The sequence below is a fragment of the Priestia sp. AB genome, assembly GCF_028369225.1.
GTDB lineage: Bacteria > Bacillota > Bacilli > Bacillales > Bacillaceae_H > Priestia > Priestia megaterium.
In genome coordinates, this window is the sequence record NZ_JAQMYN010000002.1 from 488,284 (window position 1) to 504,837 (window position 16,554).

Annotated in this window: 17 protein-coding genes and 2 riboswitches; of the genes, 6 read left to right on the forward strand and 11 right to left on the reverse strand. The window is 39.6% G+C overall.

The window, feature by feature from the left end; all coding sequences use genetic code 11:
* The first annotated feature begins 43 nt into the window (after positions 1-43).
* Complete coding sequence (locus POF52_RS08725) at positions 44-811, forward strand: DUF4931 domain-containing protein (protein ID WP_271991920.1); 768 nt, start codon at positions 44-46, stop codon at positions 809-811.
* 156 nt (positions 812-967) lie between these two features.
* Positions 968-1,699, forward strand: a complete 732-nt coding sequence (locus tag POF52_RS08730) for a ZIP family metal transporter (protein WP_016763389.1) — start codon at positions 968-970, stop codon at positions 1,697-1,699.
* 64 nt (positions 1,700-1,763) lie between these two features.
* Here the strand turns inward: POF52_RS08730 and POF52_RS08735 are convergent, their stop codons facing one another.
* The 10 genes from POF52_RS08735 to POF52_RS08780 form a co-directional block, all read right to left on the reverse strand.
* The gene (locus tag POF52_RS08735) at positions 1,764-2,003 is read right to left on the reverse strand and encodes an aspartyl-phosphate phosphatase Spo0E family protein (protein WP_013082228.1); all 240 of its coding nucleotides are present in this window, start codon (positions 2,001-2,003) and stop codon (positions 1,764-1,766) included.
* A 451-nt stretch (positions 2,004-2,454) separates the two neighbouring features.
* Entirely contained in the window at positions 2,455-3,795 is a 1,341-nt protein-coding gene (locus tag POF52_RS08740; protein ID WP_271991923.1) for a CoA-disulfide reductase, read from the reverse strand.
* An 86-nt stretch (positions 3,796-3,881) separates the two neighbouring features.
* Positions 3,882-4,916 (reverse strand): ABC transporter permease, encoded by a 1,035-nt coding sequence (locus tag POF52_RS08745; protein ID WP_025749439.1) that lies wholly within the window; start codon positions 4,914-4,916, stop codon positions 3,882-3,884.
* On the reverse strand, positions 4,913-6,418 hold the full coding sequence (locus POF52_RS08750) for a sugar ABC transporter ATP-binding protein (RefSeq protein WP_271991926.1): 1,506 nt from the start codon (positions 6,416-6,418) through the stop codon (positions 4,913-4,915). The genes POF52_RS08745 and POF52_RS08750 overlap by 4 nt, the downstream gene beginning before the upstream one ends.
* A 16-nt stretch (positions 6,419-6,434) precedes the next feature.
* Positions 6,435-7,511: a sugar ABC transporter substrate-binding protein gene (locus POF52_RS08755; RefSeq protein ID WP_271991927.1), complete on the reverse strand. Its 1,077-nt coding sequence runs from the start codon at positions 7,509-7,511 to the stop codon at positions 6,435-6,437.
* A gap of 122 nt (positions 7,512-7,633) precedes the next feature.
* A complete protein-coding gene (locus tag POF52_RS08760; protein WP_013082223.1) occupies positions 7,634-8,149 on the reverse strand; it encodes a 1,2-dihydroxy-3-keto-5-methylthiopentene dioxygenase in 516 nt (171 codons plus the stop codon).
* Between the two features lie 15 nt (positions 8,150-8,164).
* Entirely contained in the window at positions 8,165-8,803 is a 639-nt protein-coding gene (locus POF52_RS08765; protein WP_013082222.1) for a methylthioribulose 1-phosphate dehydratase, read from the reverse strand.
* The gene (locus tag POF52_RS08770; RefSeq protein WP_271991931.1) at positions 8,800-9,465 is read right to left on the reverse strand and encodes a 2-hydroxy-3-keto-5-methylthiopentenyl-1-phosphate phosphatase; all 666 of its coding nucleotides are present in this window, start codon (positions 9,463-9,465) and stop codon (positions 8,800-8,802) included. Before POF52_RS08770 ends, POF52_RS08765 begins: the two co-directional genes overlap by 4 nt.
* Positions 9,462-10,706 (reverse strand): 2,3-diketo-5-methylthiopentyl-1-phosphate enolase, encoded by a 1,245-nt coding sequence (gene mtnW / locus POF52_RS08775; protein ID WP_025749445.1) that lies wholly within the window; start codon positions 10,704-10,706, stop codon positions 9,462-9,464. The genes POF52_RS08770 and mtnW overlap by 4 nt, the downstream gene beginning before the upstream one ends.
* An 80-nt stretch (positions 10,707-10,786) precedes the next feature.
* A riboswitch (SAM riboswitch) is annotated at positions 10,787-10,893 on the reverse strand.
* A 130-nt stretch (positions 10,894-11,023) separates the two neighbouring features.
* Positions 11,024-12,196 carry a pyridoxal phosphate-dependent aminotransferase gene (locus POF52_RS08780; RefSeq protein ID WP_025749446.1) on the reverse strand — a complete coding sequence of 391 codons (1,173 nt, stop codon included), beginning with the start codon at positions 12,194-12,196 and terminating at the stop codon, positions 11,024-11,026.
* Between the two features lie 112 nt (positions 12,197-12,308).
* Here POF52_RS08780 and POF52_RS08785 point away from each other — a divergent pair, with 112 nt between their 5' ends.
* The 4 genes from POF52_RS08785 (at position 12,309) to POF52_RS08800 (ending at position 16,034) form a co-directional block, all read left to right on the forward strand.
* Positions 12,309-13,091 (forward strand): carbon-nitrogen family hydrolase, encoded by a 783-nt coding sequence (locus POF52_RS08785; RefSeq protein WP_013082218.1) that lies wholly within the window; start codon positions 12,309-12,311, stop codon positions 13,089-13,091.
* A gap of 91 nt (positions 13,092-13,182) precedes the next feature.
* A riboswitch (SAM riboswitch) is annotated at positions 13,183-13,333 on the forward strand.
* A gap of 135 nt (positions 13,334-13,468) precedes the next feature.
* Positions 13,469-14,641: an S-methyl-5-thioribose kinase gene (mtnK, locus tag POF52_RS08790; protein ID WP_271991934.1), complete on the forward strand. Its 1,173-nt coding sequence runs from the start codon at positions 13,469-13,471 to the stop codon at positions 14,639-14,641.
* Positions 14,642-14,676: 35 nt separating this feature from the next.
* Positions 14,677-15,735, forward strand: coding sequence for an S-methyl-5-thioribose-1-phosphate isomerase (mtnA, locus tag POF52_RS08795; RefSeq protein ID WP_043979675.1), 1,059 nt, complete (start codon positions 14,677-14,679; stop codon positions 15,733-15,735).
* 134 nt (positions 15,736-15,869) lie between these two features.
* Positions 15,870-16,034, forward strand: coding sequence for a hypothetical protein (locus POF52_RS08800; RefSeq protein WP_013082215.1), 165 nt, complete (start codon positions 15,870-15,872; stop codon positions 16,032-16,034).
* Here the strand turns inward: POF52_RS08800 and POF52_RS08805 are convergent, their stop codons facing one another.
* A complete protein-coding gene (locus POF52_RS08805) occupies positions 16,035-16,538 on the reverse strand; it encodes a methylated-DNA--[protein]-cysteine S-methyltransferase (RefSeq protein WP_034653563.1) in 504 nt (167 codons plus the stop codon). It lies immediately after the preceding gene.
* Positions 16,539-16,554: the final 16 nt, after the last annotated feature.

A 16,554-nucleotide genomic window follows, 5' to 3' on the forward strand; every position in this document is an offset into this window, starting at 1 on the left:
AATACAATAAACATATGACCATTACATAAAAAGGTGAATGATTATGAAACCAACCCATTTATTATTTAATTCCGCGATTGGTTCACAAAAGCCTGAAACAATCGTTAACCGGCAAAATCCCTGTCCCTTTTGCGATGTAGAATCTCTTACAGGCATTATTGAAAAACAAGGACCTATCATTTGGCTGAAAAATAAGTTTCCCGTTCTGCAAGATGCTTATCAGACGGTTATTATTGAGACCGATGAATGTTCTTCGGAACTATCTATTTATCCAAAGGAACATCTGTACACCTTGCTGAGCTTCGCTACTGAACGATGGATATCTATGATGAACAGCGGAGAATATGCTTCTGTTCTTTTCTTTAAAAACCACGGCCCCATGTCCGGAGGATCATTACGACATCCTCATATGCAAATTATTGGTTTAAATGAGATGGATGTAAATGAAAATGTGAAGCTAGAGCAGTTTGAAGGAGTCACAATTGCCCAAAATGAACACGTCACATTTAATTTATCTGTAAAACCTAGAATGGGCTTTTTTGAATTTAACGTGTTAACGGATCAGCTTGACAAAGAGCTGCACGCATTTGCAGATTATCTTCAAACGGCTGCTCACTATTTATTAAATCATTTTCATCGTAGCTGCACGAGCTACAACTTATTTTTTTATAATCTTAAAAACGGCAAAATTGCGGCGAAAATCATTCCTCGCTTCGCCACATCTCCTTTGTATGTAGGATATGGCATTCCTCAAGTTTCCAATAAGCTTGAGCACATTGCTAACCAAGTTCAGGAGCTGTACTTTACCTAAAAAGTTGAACCTTCACTGGTTCAACTTTTTTGTAAGGTTATTGCATAAAGCTATTCACTTTTAAAATAGTCATGCTCATAGAAACCAAAAAAACATACACTAAAAGAACGATGTGAATTGAGGATAAAAAGAAGAATACGTAAAAGGAGACGGTTTATGACTGAGGTACTAATTGGAAGCATTCTTTCTGCGCTATCGACTGGAGTAGGCGCTTTGCCTATTCTGTTTTTGAATCAAGAACTCACTCATCGCTGGAAAGATATACTTCTTGCGCTCACTGCAGGTATTATGACAGCAGCTTCTACTATGAGCTTGATTCCAGAATCTCTTCAAAGCGGCGGTTTTTTCTCCTTAGCCATTGGCTTACTGCTTGGAGTTGTAACATTAACACTCTTGGAGCAGAATATTCCTCACATTGATCTTGAGCATTCTAAAACCGGCATTCAGTTTGATGAAAAAGCACTTTTAATTGTTTCCGCTATTACTTTGCATAACCTTCCTGAAGGACTGTCTGTTGGTGTTAGCTACGCTTCAAATGTTGAAAATACAGGGAACTTAATTGCCCTTGCAATCGGTCTTCAAAATGCACCTGAAGGACTGTTGGTCGCGCTATTTTTAGCTCAGCAAAATATCAGTAAAATAAAAGCATTTTTAATTGCTACCCTTACAGGCTCCGTTGAGATTGTAACGTCTTTACTCGGGTTTTATTTAACTAATTTTGTTGATTCTCTCGTTTCATATGGATTAGCTTTTGCTGCTGGAGCCATGCTTTTTATTATTTATAAAGAGTTGATTCCAGAAAGTCACGGCGATGGAAACGAAAGATTTGCTACTTATTCGTTTATTTTTGGTATTTTGTTTATGATCTTTTTAATTAACATTTTTTAAAGGTGAAGAGAGGCCACGGGCAGCATGATTGTTTTACTGCCCGATCCCGAATGCTTGTCCTGTATTACAGCTTTGAAAAAGATAAAAAGCGGCTAATCAGTGTGGCAAACGATGTCTTTTCTTCCTCTTCTTTTAAACGCTGCTTTTGATAAACGAGTAAGAGCTGATCAAGCTCTTGACTACAGGTAACGGTTTCTTCATTAGTCAAACCTTTTTCTTCTCCGAGCTGCACCATCTTTTGTCTTTTTTGGACGATTTCTACTAATAATCTCTCTGATTTCGTTCTATTTCTCACTCCAAACACAAAATCCTCTCCTATGACAAAGAAATTAGCTTATAACGCATTATTACAAATTCTACTAAATATGTAAATAGAGTCGCAATAATAGACATTTTTTTTGCAAAAAAATTATTTTGTCGGAATTTACAAACGCTTACATTACTATAGGAATACCATTTATCTTTTTTTTACAACTTGTTTTTCGACAAAAGATGCTGCTTGTCGAATCGAAAAAAGATTGAAACATAACGAAATCAATACAATCTAAAAACGAACAAATAGGATACATGAGCCGAACCGCTTGTCCCGCAAGAATTTTCGCCTTGCCCTCGAGTCAACAGCTAGAAACAGCTAAATATATGAAGCCTGCGTTCGCCCTCACCATAAAAAAATCCGAACGAAGTTGATTCTTAATCAAGAATCACTTTGTTCGGATCTTCCTTCAGCTAACATACTTTTGTCTCTATATCTTTTTCTATTCAGCTTTCTGAGCAGCCATTTGTACAGCATCCCATACCGTAGCAAAAGGAGGGGCATACGAAAGATCTAGCATGGTTATTTCATCTGTTGTCAGGCGGCAAGTAATAGCTGTCGCAAATACATCGATTCGTTTTGATACTCCTTCTTTACCAATCATTTGAACCCCAAAAATCTCTTTTGTTTCAGGATGATAAACAAGTTTTATCACAATCTTTTCAGCTCCTGGATAGTAAGAAGCATGACTCGGAGCCTCGGCCGTGATGGCTTTGTATAAAAGAGAGTTTTCTCTTGCTTCTCTTTCTGAAATGCCGGTTTTTCCAATTTCATAGTCCATCACTTTGACAATACTTGTACCTACAACACCCGGAAATTCTCGCTTTTCTCCCCCTAATCGGTAACCAAGAACCCTTCCTTGCTTATTGGCAATGGTTCCAAGAGCAATATGAACGTCTTTTTTTAATACGCGGTGATAGCTCGTTGCACAATCTCCTGCTGCGTAGATATGAGGCACGTTGGTTTCCAACTTCTCATTTACTAAAATAGCTCCATTTTCAAGCATCCTTAGTCCGTTTCTTTCTAAGAATTGCGTATTCGGACGAACTCCTACATTTACAATCACTAAATCTGTTTGATACGTTTGACTGTTTGTTTGAACGTGAGTGACGAAACCATCTGAATGCAGCAATGCTTCCACTTCTTCTTCGAAATGAAATAAAATATCGTCATCTAGCTGCTTTTGCAAATGCTCTGCCATTTCTTGATCTAAAATAGATAGAATCTGCTTTCCCTGTTCAATAACCCGTACTTCTTTTCCCAAAGCCTTCATTGCTTCAGCTACTTCCATTCCGACATATCCTCCGCCGATAATGGTGACTTTCTCTACGGAGTGAGCCTGTAGATATGTATAGATCCTTTCGCTGTCTGCTAATGATTTTAATGTGCATACATTCGGCATGTTATCACTCATAAAATTGGGAACAACAGCTGTTGTTCCAGTTGCAATGATGAGTTCATCATATGTTACCTCTTTTTCCGTTTGCGTCTTTACATTTTGCACTACTATGTATTTTTTTGTATGATTTACTTCTTTTACTTCGTGAAAAAGATGGACGGAGATGTTTCGCTCCTCAAACTCTTGTTTCGTCCGAGCAACCAAATCGTCTTTTTCTTTTACAACACCTGACAGATAGTAAGGCATGCCACATGCGCTGTAAGAGATATCTCCACCTTTTTCAAACACAAGGATTTCCACTTCTTCTTTTTCTTTCATCCGGCGAAGCTGTGAAGCTGCACTCATTCCGGCGGCTACCCCTCCTATAATGACGACACGTTTCATCTATACTCCCTCTTTCTACATAAATAATAGGCTATACTATTGTTTTTCCTTATTCTTCCCGATTTCAAACGAAAAAAAACGGCTGTTTACACAGCCGTAGATGTTTGTTTTGAGCGGTAATACGTTAAAGCCAAGGCTCCTGCTAATACAGCTCCTTTAATAATGTCTTGCATATAATACGGAACATTTAGCATCGTTAACCCATTTAACAGCACACCAATTAAGATAGAGCCAATCAGCGTCCCGAATACATTCGGTTTCCCTGCTCCAAATACGGAAAAGCCAATGTATGTAGCAGCTACGGCATCCATTAAAAATGGTGAGCCGGCGTTCACTTCTCCTACTCCAATACGGGCAGCTAAAACGACTCCTCCAATTCCAGCAAGCAAACCTGAAAACATATAGGCATACATACGGTAACGATTAACCGGGACACCCGAAAGTCTTGCTGCTTCTATGTTCCCTCCTGTTACGTAGAAAAAACGCCCAAACTTCGTATAGGAAAAAACGATATGAACAAGCAGCACAGTCAGCAGCATAATGATAACCGGGACAGGAATACCTAGTAAGTGACCTTGCCCCAGTGCAAGGAAAGATGGAATAAAAATTCCCGGAGCTCTGTCTCCGCTTGGTAAAGGCATATTGGTATAAATAGCTGAGCCTTTTGTATACGTTAATAAAATCCCCTGTACGATGAACATCATTGAAAGAGTTGCTAAAATATCAGGAATCTTTACTTTCACTACTAAAAAAGCATTTACTAACCCGATAAGAAGCGATGCAATAATCGGAACAATGATAGCGACTGCAATTTCTTGTCTGTGTAAAACAAGCATAGAGGCTGATAAAATAGTGGCTAACCCCGCCGTAGACCCTACAGATAAATCGAGTCCGTTGACGGTTAACGATATCGTTACACCAAGCGCTATTAAGGTAACAATGGAAATAGAGCGCAGGATATCACTAATGTTTTCTCCTGTTAAAAAGTTAGGTGTGGCAATGGAGAAGATAATCATAATAACAAAAATCATTAAGACTGTCCCATATTTATAAAAAAAGTCGAAAACACTTATTTTTCTCTTTGGTTTCGCTACAGGTTCTGTTACATACTCCGCACTCATCCTTTTACTCCTCCTGCTGTATAATAAAATAATTTTTCACTAGTTGCTTCTTCTTTGGATAATTCTTTCACGATTTTTCCGTTGTACATAACATAAATTCGATCCGCTACCCCTAGCAGCTCCTCAAATTCACAGGTTGCATAAACAACCCCTTTTTGCTGCGACACAAGATTTGTAATTAAATCAAATATTTCTCGCTTGGAGCCTACATCAACCCCTTTAGTTGGTTCATCAAACAGCAGCACGTCAGAGTCCGTAACAAGCCATTTTCCGATTACTACTTTTTGCTGATTTCCACCGCTTAACGTTCCAACTGACTGCTCGATAGAATGAGACTTTACGCCCACTTGCCCAGTCGTTTGCTGCGCTTTTTCTTTGATCTTTCCTCGCTTTAAAAACGAATACTTTGTAAAGCGGGACAGACTTGGCAAAACTAAGTTATCGGCAATCGATTCATGAACAAAAATTCCTTCTTTTCTTCGTTCTTCAGGAACAAGAGAAAGACCTTGTGCAATATAATAATACGGCTGCTTATTCAACTTTAGTTTCTTGCCTTTTACCCGAACGCTGCCGCTCACATATTGCTCTAAACCAAATAGACTTCGGCAAAGCTCCGTTTTCCCCGCTCCGACAAGCCCTGCAATACCGACTACCTCTCCTTCTTTTACATGAAAAGAAATATTCGAGAGGCGCCCTGGAAGAGATAATGCTTCTACTTGTAAAAGTTCATTTCCAAATTCTACTGATTTTTTGACCCACTGCTTTACAGAAGACGTTCCTAGCATGAGCGTAATCACGTCTTCAATTGATGTATGTGAAGTTTCTTTTGTAGCTACATAGCGTCCGTCCTTTAAAACCGTTAAGCGGTCGCAAATATCAACCACTTCTTGAAGGCGATGTGAAATATAAATAATGCCTACTCCGCTTTTCTTCAGCTCTCTCATCACAGAAAACAATTGTTTCGTCTCTTCCACACTAAGAGGTGCGGTTGGTTCATCCAAAATTAAATAATCAACATTCTGTACAATTGCACGTGCAATAAGCACCTGCTGTTTTTCTGATAGAGTTAGATCAACGACATTTTTTTTAACGGATAAAGAAGAACCAAGTAAAGAAAGGGCTTCTTCAGCTTTCTTATAAATAGATTTCCAGTTTACAAATGCCTTACTTTTATTAGAAGCCTGCACGTCTAACACAATGTTTTCAGCTACTGACAGCGAAGGGATCAGCGCTACATCGACTTCTTGGTGTACAATGCCGATGCCGTGGCTCTTCGCTTCTTTAGGAGAAGAAATAGAGATTTCTCCCCCGTCTTTGCAGATCTTTCCTTCGTACTCGTCGTAAGCTCCGCACAATATTTTCATCAACGTACTTTTACCGGCACCATTGGCTCCCAATAAAGCATGAATTTCCCCTTTTTGAACAGTAAAATCAACTTTGTTCAGCGCTTGAAAAGAACCAAAGTTTTTTGTAATGTTCTTCATTGAAAGCTCGTTCGTCATGTCTGTCCCTCCACTTCTACTCTTTTTTGCCCCATTCTTCTACGTATTGACTAAGCTGATCCATATTAATCGTTTGATTAGGCAAGTCAGTTTGTTTGACTAAAACCGGATCAAAGGAATAATAACGAGGGATCTCTTGACCGGAAATCTTTTTAAGAAGCAGGTCAACTTGCTTTTCTCCTACTGAAGCTGGATTTACGGCAGCTGACGCTTTCCAAGGGCTGTTTTTTGCCTGCATCATTTGCAGATCTTCATCAGATAAGTCTACTCCGTACACTTTAATCTCGTCTCGTCCTGCTTCTTTAATCGCTCTTGTTACTCCTTTTGCAAATTCGTCCCAAGGTGCCCATACGGCCGCGATGTCTCCTTTATTTGGATACTGCTTCAACACAGCTGCCATTTTATTTTGTGTGTCTAATGAGGTGTTGTCCGTTGCACTTCCAAACGTAGCAATTTGTTTTACATCTGGATAGCGATTCATCATAATTTTATAAATGCTGTCGCGCTTTTCCATCGGCGCAAAGCCTCCAACAAACGCATATACAATGTTTCCTTTTCCATTAATGTCCTGCATCATTTGTTTCAGACCCTGCAGCGCAAGCATATAATCGTCTTGGTCAATTGTTGTAACGTCTTCTACTTTTAATTCTACGTCTGTTGCAATAACGGGAATTCCTTTTGCAATCGCTCGCTTCACGCCAGGTTCAAGGGTTTCAGCCCGGCCGTGGTCAATCATAATACCGTCAACATTTTGGTTAATAGCCGTGTCTAAATAAGCAGCCATTTTGGATTGATCATTGTTTGAATCAGAAACAGATAGCTGTACCCCTGCTTTTTTAGCCGCTTTTGTCACACCTGTTATGTACTGAGCAGCGTGAGTGCCTGACGTGAATTCAGAAATAAGCGCAATTTTTGTATCTTTCGTAACCTTTTTTCCTTCTTGCTGTACAGGCTTAGCAGAAGCCGCTTGCTGCGCTGGAGCTGCCTGTGCTTTCTCGTTTAGACTTGGCTGTTCTTTCGTGCAGGCAGCCAGTGCAAAGATTAGAAGCACGAGCAAAGTAAGTGGCCACAGCATTTTTTTACTCTTTTTCATGATGTTCCTCCCATTAAACTTATTATTCATATAAAAATAGTTTGTTTTATAATAATCCAAAGAATACCCCGCTTTTAGATGTAAAAGCGGGGTGATGATGACCTATGCTTTACAAGTAGTTGTTATGCGTAAATAGGTACCCATCCTTCAGTTGTCACGAAAATTCGGACAGCGACTACTTTGCGATCTTCCATTAATGTAAAGTAATGAAGAATGTTTTCTGGTACTGAAATTAAATCGCCCGGCTCTAATTCAACATCAAAAAATTCGCCGTCTTTTCCTTGAATAACAAAGATTCCATGACCGCTTACAATAAAGCGAACTTCGTCATCTGTGTGAATATGCTTGCGCTGAAAGTTTTTTAACAATTCATCAATATTTGGTGTAGATTCCGATAACGAGATAACATCTTGAGCTTTATAGCCGCGGCGTTCAGAAATATCTTTAATATCCTCACCAAAAGCGTTTAAAATTTCTGTTTTTTCTTCATCAGTTAAATCATATTTTTCACGAAGATTTTCTGGAAGTTTTGTAATGTCCCAGTTTTCATAAATAACTTCATTGTTTGCCAGAAAAGCTGATACTTCCTCTTGAGTTTCAATTCTTTTATTGTTTACATGTAAGCGAATGTGCGCCATTGTTGTTTCCTCCTTTTATAAATGCACCTTTGGCTTAATGCCTTTAAGTGATAGTAATTTGACGTGGTAGCTAAATAGAAATTCATAGGCTTCTAGCGCTTTTTTTGTTTCAAATGCATTTTTTCCCCATACCGTAATCCCATGGTTACGAATCAAAATCGCGCCTTGATCGCCTTTTATATGATGAGAAAACTCTTCTGCTAGTGTCGGAATATCTGCGTAATTCGGAATAATCGGAACAGTAATTTCCGCATCTTCTTCCCAAATCCCTAGCGCCTTAATAATTTCTTGACCCTTGAATGAAATAACGCCTTCATCTCCGTACAGTTCGGAGATCACGTTGTTGTCGATTGTATGTACATGAAGACTGCACCCAGCATTCGTTAAATCGTAAATCTTAACGTGTAAAAGCGTTTCAGCAGAAGGCTTTAAATGCGTGTCTTCTGCAGGCTTTCCGTATTGATCAACTAATAAAAAATCTTCATTTGTACGTTTTCTTTTGTCTTTTCCACTTGCTGATACAAAGAAAGTTGTCGGATTTTGGTCCACTTTAATTGCTAAGTTTCCGCTTGTACCGAAGAACCAATCGCGCTCTGCCAACTCATCTTTTATATCCGCAAGCTCATGCAACCTTTGCTGAGCCATAATACTCATGCTTTCACCTCTTCTGTTAATTCTTGTAAATGATGAATTACATCATAAAAAGTAGAAAAAGGACGATACGGTAGAGATAGCTCTTCACATTTTTCAATTAAAAAGTCACGTGCAATGACCGTATCAGCTAATTTGGCAGCCTGCAAATCCGTAATTGAATCGCCAATAACAACCGTATGATCTCTTTCATCTGCAAGATGGCGAATAATCGTTGGCTTACAGCAGCCGCAGTCATTTGTACACTGTTTATCACATGTATGAGGCCACGTAATGGAAATATGCTCACCGGAAAAATTAGATCCGTTGCAGTAGAGCATTTCCTCTGCAACTCGATTTCCCAAAAGTGGTTTTACAAAAAAGTCAATTCCTCCGCTTACAATATAAAGCGGAATATGGTGCTCTTTTGTATAGGCAATAAAATCATCAAATCCATCTCGAATAGCAGACGTCTCTAAAATATAAGAAATAATATCTTCTTTTAATTCCACGGGGAGCAAGGCAAACATTTGCCCAACTCCTTCTTGAATGGAGACGCGCTGTGCCAACACGTCGTCTTTAATACTTTCCCACTCCGGAGGAGCAAATTGTTTCATAATAGCAATAATGTTATCGCTATTTGTAATTGTTCCATCAAAGTCACAAAAGATTTTTAACGATGTCATGCTTTCACCTCTACTGTTCCCCATAGTTGCAAAGCTTTTTGCAACTCTTTTGATTCTTCAGCTTTTTCGGCTAGTGTTTGATGAGAGAGTACTGCATCTATCGCCGCACGGAATGCTTTTCCTCCTCCGATAGCTCCGTCTGGATGACCGTGAACTCCGCCTCCTGCATTAATAATGCTGTCGATTCCAAAGTCCTTCACAAGCTGCGGTACCATTCCAGGATGAATTCCTGCTGAAGGAACCGGGAAAGACTGCTTATATTTGTATACAGGACGCGTTAATTCGTAGGCAATGCCTGTCGTATCTTCAAGAGAAAGCGCTACGCTTCCGTATGGTGATGGAAACAGTGAGAAATCTGCTCCGGCTAAACGCAATAGCTTTCCAAGCAGCAATGAATTTGAAAAACCGTAAAACTCTGACGGCGTAAGCGCTCCGCTAACAGCTGGGTGTGCCATAATCGGCAAGTTAATTTCATCATCTTCTCGAAGTGCCTGCAGTACGTCTAACCCGTAAGCAAATACGTTGAATAAAAGAGCATCGGCTCCTAGCTCAGCTGCTTTTCTCGCTTTTTCTTTTAACTCAAACGTTCGTCCCGTTAAATTAACAGCATACAGCGTGCGGTGTCCCGTTTTTTCGTATACTTCATTCAGTACTTTTTTTCCTTCTGTAACGCGAGCTTCAAAAGGTGTTCGTTCACTATCAAACAAAATCTCGTCGTCTTTAACCAAATCCACTCCGCCAAGCGCTTGCTCACGCAGCTGAGTTGTTAAGTACGTCATATCTCTTCCAATCACGCCTTTAAAAATACTCATCACAAGCGGACGGTCATAAACGCCTAGTTTCTCTCGGATACCTTCTATTCCAAAGCGCGGTCCTGGGAATTCAGCTAATAATTCATCAGGAAAATCCAAGTCTAATAATTTCACTTTTCCATCAAGTGATAGTTTTCCGAAAACCGTAACTAAAATAGCCGGTAAATCTCTTGAAAAGTTGGCAGTTGGATAAGCAATTTTGACAATAGCCTGCTTAATTTCTCCGCCTAAATATCCGTTTACACGTTCGCAATCTTGAAGCTCAGTTACGGACACGACGCGCCCTTTATGCTTTTGAAGCTGCTGCTGATCTAAAAGCGGCAGATCTGTCCATGAGCCGACGGTTAGTCCTAAAGCGATTCCTTCCGCTTTTTTATGAAAATTTCCTTTATTATCATGTAGTAAGTAGCTTGCAACGATTTCGCTCATTATGCTAAAAACTCCCTTGCTGTTTAATATCGTTAATAAAAAAAACCTCTTCTGTGATTAAGAAGAGGTTTTCGTTGCTCTTCTTATCTCTCAGCTGCTGCTGCAAGAATTAGCACCGTGCTTAACATGCGTTAAGTCGGTTGCCGGGCTTCATCGGGCTAGTCCCTCCACCTACTCTTAATAAGAAAGTTGCTATTTATTTAAATTGAATTCGTAGATTATATACTAAATAAAAAATACCGCTAGGATTTATCGGTTATTAATCTCGTTAACTTCTTACATATTAAGCCAACTCAAAAAGGATTGTCAATGCGTTTTTAAAATAAATTTAATTTTTTTATTCGAGATACAGCTTCTCTCATGCGCTCTTCATCCGTCAGCAGTCCTACGCGCACATAGCCTTCACCATATGTTCCAAAGCCTACACCAGGAGCAACCACAACGTGGGCTTTTTCAAGGAGTAAATCTGAAAACTGTTCGGAAGTATATCCTTCAGGAACTTTTAGCCATGCAAAAAAGGAGCCTGCTGGAGATGTAACATCCCAACCAATTTCTCGAAGCCCTTGAATAAAGGTATTGCGTCTAGATTCATAGCGCTTAACTAAATCATTCACACATTGTTGAGATTCCAACAGAGCTGCGGCTGCTGCCTCTTGAACGGCCCCAAAGAGACTGACATACATATGATCTTGAAGAAGATTAATAGCTTCTACTACACTTTCATTTCCTACAGCAAATCCAACTCGCCATCCCGCCATGTTATACGTTTTAGAAAGAGTATAAATTTCAATTCCCGTCTCTTTTGCACCAGGAGTCTGTAAAAAACTGATTGGCTTTTTACCATCAAACCCAATTGCTCCGTAAGCAAAGTCGTGTACCACACAAATATCGTGCTTGGCAGCAAACGCCACGGTGTCTTCAAAAAATTCTGCCGTTGCCACTGCACCAGTAGGATTATTCGGATAGTTTAAAAACATGAGCTTTGCCTGTTCTTTAGCACGTTCACTTATCTCTTCGTATACGGGTAGAAAATGATTTTCAGCCGTGAGAGGCATCACTTCCATCTTGGCTTTTGCAAGCTCTACTCCAGACCAGTAGTCAGGATATCCAGGATCCGGAACCAGCACCGTATCTCCAGGATTTAACAAGCACTGCGGGATTTCAACAAGTCCACCCTTTCCGCCAAATAAAATAGCTACTTCTTTTTCAGGATCCACATCAACGCCATATTCTCGTTTATAAAAAGTCGCAACGGCCTCTTTCAAAAACTGGTGCCCCCGAAATGGAGAATATTTATGATGCATAGGATTAGCACTTGCTTTTTGCAGTGTTTCTACAATATGTGAAGGAGTAGGCTGATCAGGATTTCCCTGCCCTAAGTTAATAACGTCGTGCCCTTGGGCCATTACTTTTCCTACCTTGCCCACAAGTGATGCAAAAAATTGTTTTGGTAAACTTTTTAATAGTTCCGATTGCTCAAATTGTTTCATCATCGCACACCTTCTCAAAAAATTCTTGAAATTCTAGTCACAAATAATATATTGTAATACTCAACTTGTAAAGTCATTTTTTTCAACTACTAAAAAAAGGACGGATGATAAAGTGAGTGTAAAAATTACGTGTTTGCAGCTTGATATTGCGTTTGGAAACCCAACTAAAAACCGAAAATATATCGAACAAAAAATGACGGAAGCCCTGAAAGAAAACCCTGATATCCTTGTGCTTCCTGAGCTATGGGATACAGCTTATGATTTGACGCGGCTAGACGAAATTGCAGATGATGAAGGGCAGCAAGCCAAGCAATTAATCTCTCAGTTTGCTAAAACGAACGAAGTAAATATTGTGGGAGGTTCGATCGCGAAAAAAACAGAGCAAGGCGTCACGAATACGATGTATATTTTTGACCGAAAAGGTCGTGAAGTATCACAATACAGTAAACTGCACTTATTTAAATTAATGGATGAACACCTGTATTTAGAAGCAGGAACAGCAAAAAACCTTTTTACACTTGAACAGTCACTGTGCGCAGGAGTTATTTGTTACGATATTCGTTTCCCAGAATGGATACGGGTTCATACTAGCAGCGGAGCAGAAGTCTTGTTTGTTGTCGCTCAGTGGCCGGCTCCAAGACTTGCCCACTGGAAAGCCCTGCTCATTAGCCGTGCAATCGAAAATCAATGCTATGTAATCGCATGTAATCGTGTAGGCCAAGATCCTAATAACACATTTGCCGGACATTCCTTAGTCATCGATCCGTGGGGAGAAATAATCGCTGAAGCTGGCGATAGCGAAGAACTTTTAAGTGCTGACGTTAACCTGGAACTTGTAAAAGAAATTCGTAAACAAATTCCCGTCTTTACAGATCGCCGTACAGAATTTTATTAATTATGTATTGACAGCCGTTTTTTTGCATGATACGATTTTCACCAGATATCATAAAATATTCAAACAAATCAAAATTGAATAATTAATCGTACTCTTATCAAGAGTTGGCTGAGGGATTTGGCCCTGTGAAGCCCAGCAACCGACCGTCATTCCATCCTAAGATGGATCACACCCGTAAAACATGTTTTACAAAGGCACGGTGCTAATTCCAACAGAAAGTAATTTTTTCTGGCAGATAAGAGGTTTGAACACTACAATCAAGCCTCTTTCTAACGAAAGAGGCTTTTATATTTTCTAAAATTATAAAAGCCTCCATATATTCTTAAACCTATTAACTTAGTAAACAAATCAGTTTAATAAACTATGGAGGGATTCCGATGTCAACAACAAAAACAGAGAAGTATCACCCTTTAACAGAAATTTCAGCAATCAAACTTGTGAAAAAGCTAGGTCTTTTTGATGCCACAGAAGCACTGACTGCCCGTGAAATTGGTGACGGCAACTTAAATCTCGTCTTTCACATCATAAATGATCAAACCAATAAATCCATTATCGTCAAACAAGCGCTTCCCTATGCAAAAGTTGTAGGCGAAAGCTGGCCTCTATCCTTGAACCGTGCCACAATTGAAAGCAATGCGCTCAAGCAATTCGGTGCATTTACGCCAGAACTTGTGCCCGCTGTTTATTACCACGATGAAACGCTTGCTGTTACGGTCATGGAAGACCTGTCTCATTTAACGATTTCTCGCGCCGGACTTATTCAAGGTGAAAGTTATCCTCTGATCTCACAGCATATCGGTTCTTTTTTAGGACATATTGCGTTCAAAACGTCTGATTTCGCCTTAAAACCTCAGGATAAAAAAGAAGAAGTTGTTAAGTACAACAACCCCGACTTATGCAATATTACGGAAGATTTAGTTTTTACAGATCCTTTTTTTGATATTGATACAAATGAATTTGAAAAAGCGCTGCGTCCTGATGTAGAAGAATTGTGGAATGATGGTGATGTAAAGCTACAAGCAGCAAAATTAAAATATAAATTTTTAACAAATGCGCAAACGCTAATCCACGGTGATTTACATACAGGCAGCATCTTTGCTAGCAGTCAAGAAACGAAAGTGATTGATCCAGAGTTTGCTTTTTACGGTCCGTTTGGATTCGATTTAGGGCAATTTGTTGCGAATTTATTTTTAAATGCTCTTTCTCGAGAAACAAATCGCGAACCGTTATTTGCACACATTACGAACACATGGAACGTATTCAAAGATACCTTTACTGCGCTTTGGCATTCTGAAAACAATGAACCTTTCGCTAAAGATGAGCGCTTATTACATGAAATTTTAACACAAACGTGGCAAGATGCTGTTGGATATGCAGGATGTGAAATCATTCGACGTACGATTGGCTTAGCTCACGTGGCGGACTTAGACGAAATTTCTTCAGAGGAAAGAAAAATTAACGCTAAACGTACTGCGTTAAAAATTGGACGCTATTTGCTTCTGCACCAACAAGACGTTTCACCAAATGAATTTGAACATTTACTTCGATAACGAATAATGTACACAATGAAAGGATCGGTATCAGCATGACAAATACACTATCACTTCCGCGCTCAGTGGAATGGAATGAATCATATATTACTTTATTAGATCAGCAGCAGCTTCCTGGCAAAGTTGAATATATTAAGCTGCAAACCATTAAAGACGTATGGGATGCTATCACTACCTTGAAAGTACGCGGAGCCCCTGCAATTGGCATTACGGCGGCTTTTGGTCTTGCTCTTTCTGCGCTTAGCTATGACACAGATTCAGTCAAGGAATTTAACAAAAAGCTAGCTCTTGATCAACAGTATTTAGCTAGTTCACGCCCTACTGCCGTCAATTTATTTTGGGCATTGGAGCGCGTAGCGAAAAGCGCTGAATCCGCTTCGTCCGTTAATGAAGCTAAAACAAAAGTTGTTCATGAAGCTATTCAAATTCAAGTAGAAGATGAAGAAACGTGCTACCGAATTGGGGATCATGCTCTTTCTTTATTTAAAAAGAAGGATAAAATCATGACAATATGTAATGCTGGTTCAATTGCTACAGCTTATTATGGAACAGCCTTAGCACCTTTTCACTTGTCTAAGCAGCGTGATATTCCGCTTGAAGTATTTGCCTGTGAAACAAGACCCGTTCTTCAAGGTTCTCGCTTAACAGCCTGGGAACTTCAGCAGTCGGGAGTGGACGTGACGCTGATTACGGATAATATGGCCGCTCATACCATTAAAACAAAAGGAATTAATGGGATTATTGTAGGTGCTGACCGCATTGCAGCAAATGGCGATACGGCTAACAAAATTGGAACATATGGACTTGCTCTTTTAGCGAAAGCATTCGGTATTCCATTTTACGTAGCAGCGCCGCAGTCCACATTTGATTTATCTATTCAAGACGGCAGCAGCATCCCTATTGAAGAACGTTCACCTAAAGAAGTAACGCACATTGGAGATACACAAATTGCTCCAGACGGAATCTCTGTGTACAATCCTGCTTTTGATGTGACGCCAAGCGAACTGATTACGGCCATTATTACAGAGCATGGAATTATCCATTCCCCGTCTTTGGAATCCATTCAAAAAGTTTTGCTGCAATCTGCTCAATAAAAAAAGCCGCTGCTATGCGGCTTTTTTTTGTTGAGCACTGGTTTTCAGCTGCATTTGTAACACAATTGTAACAGTACTCTCTTCTTTTTCTACATATATTATAGGGGATTCTTTTTGAATAAGGGGGAGTAAATATGAGTTCAGAGCAAAAAACAGATAAAAACAAAGCGCTGAATCGTAAGCAGCACTATCAGCTATTCGATTTATCCAAAGATGAAGAATTAAATTCCCTCCCTTCTCCTCAGCAAATTGACGGTGTTTTTGTGCAGGGAGAAGGCTGGAAATTGGACGGTGAATAGTTATTTTAACTCCAGAGCGCCTTTTGCTACATTTCTTTCAAGCATTAATAGTTTCTCTTTTATATGAGTTTGGGAGCCTGCATAACCTGTTAAAGCTCCATTTTTTCCAATCACACGGTGACAAGGTAAAATAATAGGCAGTGGATTTCGACGATTCGCTTGTCCCACAGCCCTTACGGCTTTAGAGCGATTAACAGAATCCGCTACATCACTATAAGACCACGTTTGTCCATAAGGTATACCTTTAAGCGTTAGCCACACTTCTTTTTGGAAGTCTGTTCCTTTTATATCCAAAGGCAAATCAAATGTTAGCGTGCGCCCTTCAGCATAATCCTGCAGCTGTCGCTTCGCTTCTTTCACATGGTGATAATTCTCGTCATGGACAAGTTCTTTAAGCTGCTCATTATGATCATCGCTATCAAACCAAATATGTTGAACCCCTGTTTCCGAGGCTACAATATAAATTTTCAAATCAGAAAATAAATTCATTTCTCCGTAGTACATATTTTTTATCCTTTCT